3 protein-coding genes and 1 pseudogene are annotated in these 8,246 nt (G+C 46.8%); 2 read left to right on the plus strand and 2 right to left on the minus strand.

Annotation, left to right across the window (positions count from 1 at the left end):
* Window positions 1-741: 741 nt before the first annotated feature.
* Window positions 742-891, minus strand: a pseudogene (locus tag HMPREF2955_RS16825) (IS5/IS1182 family transposase); the annotation flags it as partial.
* 115 nt (window positions 892-1,006) lie between these two features.
* The gene (locus HMPREF2955_RS06445; protein ID WP_070721962.1) at window positions 1,007-2,470 is read right to left on the minus strand and encodes an SLC13 family permease; all 1,464 of its coding nucleotides are present in this window, start codon (window positions 2,468-2,470) and stop codon (window positions 1,007-1,009) included.
* Window positions 2,471-2,801: 331 nt separating this feature from the next.
* Between HMPREF2955_RS06445 and HMPREF2955_RS06450 the strand changes: the two genes are divergently transcribed.
* Together HMPREF2955_RS06450 and nifJ are read left to right on the plus strand one after the other, a co-directional pair.
* Window positions 2,802-3,989: an ATP-binding protein gene (locus HMPREF2955_RS06450; RefSeq protein ID WP_070721966.1), complete on the plus strand. Its 1,188-nt coding sequence runs from the start codon at window positions 2,802-2,804 to the stop codon at window positions 3,987-3,989.
* 30 nt (window positions 3,990-4,019) lie between these two features.
* Window positions 4,020-7,592 carry a pyruvate:ferredoxin (flavodoxin) oxidoreductase gene (gene nifJ / locus HMPREF2955_RS06455; protein WP_070721968.1) on the plus strand — a complete coding sequence of 1,191 codons (3,573 nt, stop codon included), beginning with the start codon at window positions 4,020-4,022 and terminating at the stop codon, window positions 7,590-7,592.
* Window positions 7,593-8,246: the final 654 nt, after the last annotated feature.

An 8,246-nucleotide genomic window follows, 5' to 3' on the forward strand; every position in this document is an offset into this window, starting at 1 on the left:
CATTTTGTACCATTTAGCCTTTCTAGATTGGTTGTCAACTCATTATTTTTTGCACCCAATTACCTACTTTTAGCCCCCTAAAAACCCACTTTTTAACCACCATTTTGCCCTTTTTTGCCATGTGTTTTATGGTTCTTAGAGGTTTTGTTTATACCATTGCAGTGCATATTTATGTTTTTTGTCTTACGTTTAGCTGCATTTTACACTGCATTTAGCACCATTTTACCTTGCGTTTAGCACCAAAACGCATTGTGTTTAGCATCAAAACGCACTGCATTTAGCACCAAAACGCACTGCGTTTTGCACCAAATTGCAGTACATTTAGCTGCAAATAGCCCCAAATATGGTACAAATGGCGGTTTCTTGAAATAAATATTCATTTTATCGTATTCACAGACTAACTCCTTTTTGCATCAAAACAAACCTTCGCGAGAATCGATTTTTTGCGCAAGATAGGCGCTTGGTGGATAAAAATGGCACTCATAATGTTAAATTTCTTGCGGAAAAGTTGACAGGATATGGCAAATTGACAAGTTAACAAGAAGACAAGTGGATAAGTGAACGAGTTAATTGTTCTTTTCTCGGCATGACAGTGTTCGAGCAAGCTCGACGTTGTTCATCTGGTTTAACGAAAACGTTCTTTTCTCGTGTGTTGGCATAAACACGTCCACTTTTGACATAAGAACATAAGAAACATAAAGAAACGCTCTTTACTTTTTCCTCATTATGTGCCACTGCCAGCCCGTTTTTCAACCTGTAGAGAATGTACTGAATGGCCTCCACCAGGTAGCTTTTAGTAACATAACCGCGTTTTGCTACCGACAAATGTGGCAAGATCTCAGATTTTATTGTATCTTTGTCTAGTACTTCGTAGATGAGAGGAGTGTTTATCTTGGTTTTAAATCACAAAGATAATAAACTCCTCTCAAATTGTAGAGATTTTAACGGTCTGGATGACTTCTTTTTAAAGCTGCCTTATAAAGGGGATTGGATAGTCCTAAAAGTTTTAAATCATGCCAATCTTAGTAACAAAGAAAAGTACGATGTAACCTAACACAAGACCAATTACACCAATGGCAAGGCCAATCTTCATCATCTCGTTCTGATGAACAAGCCCCGTTGAATGGGCAATGGCATTGGGAGGCGTACTGATTGGCAAGCACATAGCTGTGGAGGCGGCAATGGCAATGCCGATAAGAACGGTGGGGGTTCCGCCAATTCCTGCCAAACTTTCGCCCATTCCCTTACAAACAACGGCAAGGATAGGTACCAACAAAGCGGCCGTTGCGGTGTTGGAGATGAAGTTGGAGAGGATGTAGCATATCACTCCCGATATGAGGAGGATGACCATAGGCGACCAATTGCCAAACGGTATGCTCTTAATGGCCAGTTCTGCCAGTTTCGACTCGTTGAGTGCAAGCCCCAAAGCAAAGCCTCCAGCCACCATCCATATAACACTCCAATTGATTTCTTGCAGGTCTTTTGCCTTAACAACGCCCGTCAAAGCAAACACCGATATGGGCAACATGGCCACAGTGTTGGCTCCTACACCCGTAAACTTGTCGAACATCCACAGCAAAACGGTGATACAAAAGGTGACGGCTATAACTGGTGTTCGCCATCCGCGGTGTATATCGCCTTCGATATGCAGGTCAATCTCTTTCTTCTTGAAGGGGAAGAAGGTTTTTAACAGATACCATCCAATGAGCAACAGAATGATGGTTAGCGGCAACATGAAGGCCATCCACTGCCCAAAGCCCAACCCAAGGTTCAATCCGTCGGGGGCATTAAGGTATTTTAGCGCAATGGCGTTGGGCGGTGTACCGATGGGTGTTCCCATTCCTCCGATATTGGCTGCTACGGGAATGGCCAACGTTAGAGCGACGCGCCCTTTACCTTCGGGTGGCAATGCCTTGAACACGGGTGTAAGGAAGGTTAACATCATGGCTGCCGTGGCCGTGTTGGACACGAACATGGAGAAAGCGCCCGTAATGAGAATAAAACCCAGAAGAACCATCTCGGAGCGCCTACCAAAAGGACGCAACAACGCACGCGCCAAGAAGACGTCAAGCCCCGATTTGGTTGCGGCAATGGCCAACATGAAACCACCCAAGAAAAGAATGATGATTGGGTCGGCGAAAGTGGCCATCAATGCGCTGTGATGTATCAGTTCCGACTTGTCGATACCCGCTCGAAAGAAGAGGAAAGCATTGTCGGACGTGGTGAAGAGCAACGCGCCGATGAGCGTTACCGAAGTTGCCCACGAGGAGATAGCCTCCGTTACCCACATGATTGTGGCAAATGCGAAGATGGCTATCACGCGTTGTTGGATAACTGTCAGCCCTTCTATGCCAAAAGCCGTAGAGGGCAAGTTCCACAAAACGGCTGTGACTATCACAGCCAAGACGAACAAGGAGAATTTCTTGAATCTGAAAACCTCGCTCAATGTGTTTCTTTTGTGTTCAGACATAATTTATCTATGTGTTTATGGTTAGTAACAATGGAGCAAAGTTAAGTATTTTTTCTATTCGGCAAAAGAAATATCAGAAAAGTTTGCGCATAAGCCGAAAAATTAGTATTCGTACGCGCAGAGAAACGCAAAAAACATGCTTGTAAACCTTGCATACAAGGGCTTGACGATGCACAAAGGCCATGCTATACACGCGTTTTTAAGGTGGAATGTATGGCCAATACCTAAAAAAGATGATATAAATCACTTATTTTGTAAGGTAGAGTTTGCAAATCTAATAAATAAATGTTATCTTTGCATGGTTTTAATCGCTTAAATATAGTAGCAAACTATGGAGGCTTTTTTTCGCACTCACGCTTATCTGGTGGAACATACCAATGCCACATTGCGCCGAACCCTTATGGATGAAATTAATTGGGACGACCGCATGATTGGCATTAAGGGAACGCGTGGTGTGGGGAAAACTACATTTTTGCTGCAATATGCCAAAGAGAATTTTGCTAAGGGCGACAGGCAATGCCTGTATATCAACATGAACAACTTCTATTTCCAAAGCCGAGGCATCGCTGATTTTGCGGCCGACTTCGTTAATCACGGCGGAAAGGTGTTGCTCATTGACCAAGTTTTCAAGCAACCGGATTGGAGTTCGGAACTGCGTAAGTGCTACGACAGATACCCTGAGCTGAAAATTGTCTTCACAGGGTCGAGCGTTATGCGACTCAAAGACGAGAACCCAGAGCTCAACGGCATTGTTAAAAGCTACAACCTGCGCGGTTTCTCGTTCAGGGAATACCTCAATATCATTACAGGAAGACGCTTTAAGGCATACAGCTTAGAGGAAATCATCTCGCAACATGAGAGCATCGTGAAAGAAATACTGCCCTTGGTAAGTCCTTCGCAACATTTCCGCGATTATATTCACCACGGTTTCTACCCCTTCTTTTTAGAACAACGCAACTTCTCGGAGAATTTGTTAAAGACAATGAACATGATGACCGAAGTGGACATCTTGCTCATTAAGCAAATAGACTTGAAGTATCTCACTAAAATAAAGAAACTTTTCTACTTGCTGTCGCTCAACTCGACGAAAGCCCCGAACATAAGTCAGCTTGCCCAAGACATAGAGACAAGCAGGGCCACGGTAATGAATTACATCAAGTACTTGGCCGATGCGCGACTCATCAACATGATGCACCTTGTAGGTGACGACTTCCCCAAGAAACCGTCTAAAATAATGATGCACAACCCCAATCTGATGTACGCCATCTATCCGATAGTGCCGAACGAACAGGTTGTTATGGAAACGTTCTTCGTTAATGCGCTTTGGAAAGACCATCTAGTGAACCAAAGCAACAAGGAGCACCACTATATTGTAGACGAGAAAAAGAAATTTCGCATTTGCGATGCCAGAGGAACGAACAAGGTTAGATATAATAATGATACCATATATGCCCGATACAACACCGAAGTGGGGAAAGGCAACAAGATACCTCTTTGGCTTTTCGGGTTCCTTTATTAATACAAATACATTAATTAATATTTTATTCAAATGGCAAAAGAAAAAAAGTTTATCACTTGTGATGGTAACGAGGCCGCCGCTCACGTGAGCTATATGTTCTCAGAGGTTGCAGCCATCTATCCCATCACCCCGTCTTCGCCCATGGCCGAGCACGTAGACACGTGGGCTGCCAAAGGTAGAAAGAACCTATTCGGACAGACGGTAACGGTTCAAGAAATGCAATCGGAAGGCGGTGCGGCTGGTGCCATGCACGGTTCGCTGCAAGCCGGCGCACTTACCACCACCTTTACGGCATCTCAGGGCTTGCTGCTGATGATACCTAACATGTACAAGATTGCCGGCGAGATGCTGCCCTGCGTGTTCGACGTGTCGGCACGCGCCATCGCTTCGCACGCTTTGTGTATCTTTGGCGACCACTCAGACGTTATGGCCTGCCGACAAACGGGTTTCGCCATGTTCTGTTCGGGTTCGGTGCAAGAGGTGATGGACCTCACAGCCGTTCCCCACTTGGCAACACTACGTACAAGCATACCTTTCGTGAACTTCTTCGACGGATTCCGCACTTCGCACGAATACCAGAAGATTGAACTGATTGACCAAGACGAGATTGCCAAGCTGGTTAATCACGATGACATCAAGCGGTTCCGCGATCGCGCCCTTTCGCCCGAACGCCCCGTTACGCGCGGTACGGCAGAAAACCCCGAAACATTCTTCACTCATCGCGAGGCATGCAACCAACATTACGACAACATTCCTGAAGTAGTTGAAGAATACCTCGGTAAGATTTCGGAAATAACAGGCCGCGAATACCATCTGTTCTCTTATTATGGCGCAGAAGATGCCGAGAATATCATCATCTTGATGGGCTCGGCCACCGAAGCTGCCCGCGAAGCCATCGACTATCAGTTGAAGCAAGGCAAGAAGGTGGGTATGATTTCGGTTCACCTTTATCGTCCCTTCTCTGTTAAGCACTTGCAGGCTGCCGTCCCCAAGACGGTTAAACGCATCGCCGTGCTCGACCGTACCAAAGAACCTGGCGCAGAAGGCGAACCCTTGTATCTCGATGTGAAGAGCGCTTTCTACGACGTAGAGAACAAACCGCTAATCGTTGGCGGACGTTATGGACTGGGTTCTTCGGATACTACGCCTGCTAAGATACTCTCCGTGTTCAACAACCTCGAACTGGAAGTACCAAAGAACCACTTTACCGTGGGCATTGTAGACGACGTTACGTTTACTTCGCTGCCCGCCGTGCCCGAAATACCTATGGGAAGCGAAGGTATTTTCGAAGCCAAATTCTACGGATTGGGCGCAGACGGAACCGTTGGAGCCAACAAAAACTCGGTTAAAATCATTGGCGACAACACCAACAAGCACTGTCAAGCATACTTCTCTTACGACTCGAAGAAGTCGGGTGGCTTCACTTGTTCGCACTTGCGTTTCGGCAATTCGCCCATTCACTCTACCTATCAGGTTAACACGCCCAACTTCGTGGCTTGCCACGTACAGGCCTACCTGAACATGTACGACGTTATTCGCGGTCTACAAAAGAACGGTACGTTCTTGCTGAACACCGTTTTCGAGGGCGACGAGCTGGTTAGGTTCATCCCCAACCGCATCAAACGCTATTTCGCCGAGAACAACATCACCGTATATTATATGAATGCTTCGAAGATTGCACAAGAAATTGGGCTGGGCAACCGCACCAACACCATCTTGCAGAGTGCATTCTTCCGCATTACAGAAGTTATCCCCGTAGACTTGGCCATCGACCAAATGAAGAAGTTTATCGTTAAGTCGTATGGCAACAAGGGACAAGACGTAGTCGACAAGAACTATGCAGCCGTTGACCGCGGTGGCGAATACAAGACGCTTGCAGTAGATGCTGCTTGGGCTAACCTACCCGATGATGCTGTTGCAGCCGAAGAAGATGTACCGGCATACATCAAGGAGATTGTACGCCCAATCAACGGACAATCGGGCGACTTGCTCAAAGTATCCGACTTCGTGCGCTACGACATGGTAGACGGTACGATGTCTAATGGTGCCGCAGCTTTCGAAAAACGCGGCGTTGAGGCCTTCAACCCCGAATGGACTGCCGAGAACTGTATTCAATGTAACAAGTGTGCCTACGTTTGTCCTCACGCTTGCATCCGCCCGTTCGTTCTCGACGAGGAAGAAATAAAGAGCTTTGAGGATGCGACACTCGAAATGAAAGTTCCCAAGCCAATGGCTGGCATGAACTTCCGCATTCAGGTGAGCGTGCTCGATTGCGTTGGTTGTGGCAACTGTGCCGACGTTTGTCCTGGCAACAAGAACGGAAAGGCATTGGCAATGGTGCCCTTCACGCACGACGAACAGCAGATTTCCAACTGGAACTACCTTGCTAAGAACGTTAAGAGCAAGCAACATTTGATAGACATTAAGAGCAATGTGAAGAACTCGCAGTTTGCAAAACCCCTCTTCGAGTTCTCTGGTGCTTGTGCTGGTTGTGGCGAAACGCCTTACGTTAAGCTCATCTCACAACTCTATGGCGACCGCGAAATGATTGCCAACGCCACGGGTTGCTCATCTATCTATTCTGCATCTATCCCCTCAACGCCTTACACAACCAACGAGGCTGGTCAAGGTCCTGCTTTCGACAACTCGCTGTTCGAAGACTTCTGCGAGTTTGGTATGGGTATGGCACTGGGCAACAAGAAGATGCGCGAGCGCATTACGATGCTGCTTTCCGACCTCGTGGCCAACGATAATGTGCCTGCCGAGTTTAAGGAGGCTGCCAACGAATGGCTCAACACCAAAGACGACGCCGACGCATCGAAGGAATCGAGTGCAAAACTCAAACCCTTCATCGAGGCTGGTGCTGCCAAAGGTTGCGAAACTTGCGCCGAACTGAAAACGCTCGACCACTATCTCGTTAAGCGTTCGCAATGGATTATCGGTGGCGACGGTGCCTCTTACGACATCGGTTACGGCGGTTTGGACCACGTTATCGCATCGGGCGAAGACGTAAACATCCTTGTTCTCGACACCGAGGTTTACTCTAACACGGGTGGACAAAGCTCTAAGGCCACACCACTAGGCGCAATTGCTCAGTTTGCAGCCCAAGGTAAGCGCATCCGCAAGAAAGACCTTGGCCTCATGGCAACCACCTACGGCTACGTTTACGTGGCTCAGATAGCAATGGGTGCCGACCAAGCCCAGACTTTCAAGGCTATCCGCGAGGCCGAGGCTTATCCAGGCCCATCGCTTATCATTGCCTACGCACCTTGTATCAACCACGGTTTGAAGGCAGGTATGGGTAAGAGCCAAGCCGAAGAGGCCAAAGCTGTTGCTGCCGGCTACTGGCACTTGTGGCGTTACAACCCATTGTTGGCCGACGAAGGCAAGAACCCCTTCACGCTCGACTCTAAGGAGCCCGATTGGAGCAAGTTCCACGACTTCTTGTTAGGAGAAGTTCGTTACCTCTCTGTAAAGAAAGCTTATCCCAACGAAGCCGAAGAATTGTTCAAGGCTGCCCAAGAGATGGCCAAGCTTCGCTACAAGAGCTACGTTCGCAAGTCGCAAGAAGACTGGAGCAAAGACGAAGAAACGGTTGCCTAAAGGGTTTCTCGGCTTAATACCATCCTAATAAAATGGGTGAGAGCTGTCCTAAATGGGCATGCTCTCACCCGTTTTTGTTTGTTTTAAAGCTATTGTTAGCGTAGGCCTTCAACACACACCTGCACTCCTAAAAGTACAGGTCAACATTTTCAAGTCTGCCGCCCAACTTATAGCCGTTGACTAAAATCTATACCGATAAGATATACGCCAACACTTACAAGCCAACCTCCCTCCTTCTAGCAAGACCTGCACCGATAAAACGTAAGGCAATGCCTTTACGCAAGCCATTTTGCACAACAGATTTGGCGACCTACAAACTTACGTTTACTCAAAAACAATGGCCACTTAACACTACACACCCTATCCCAAACCTCATTTTCAGCAAGATTTTACGCCTCAATCCATTATAATAGAAGAAAAACAAAATCGCAAGGCATGAAACAGATAACTTTGATAGCCGATAATAATTGTCCACTTGCATTCTCCCACTGTTCATCTTTGTTAATATCTCAAGTAGGTAACAACTGAAATTAAACCGATTGATAACGATATACTTCCACGCGTTTAGAGCATCACTAACGCGCTTGGACATTCTAACTTGCCTATTCATCAACCCACAGACTCATCAACTTACAAACTCATCAACTCACATAC

The organism is Prevotella sp. HMSC073D09, from assembly GCF_001814145.1.
Classification (GTDB): Bacteria; Bacteroidota; Bacteroidia; order Bacteroidales; family Bacteroidaceae; genus Prevotella; species Prevotella conceptionensis.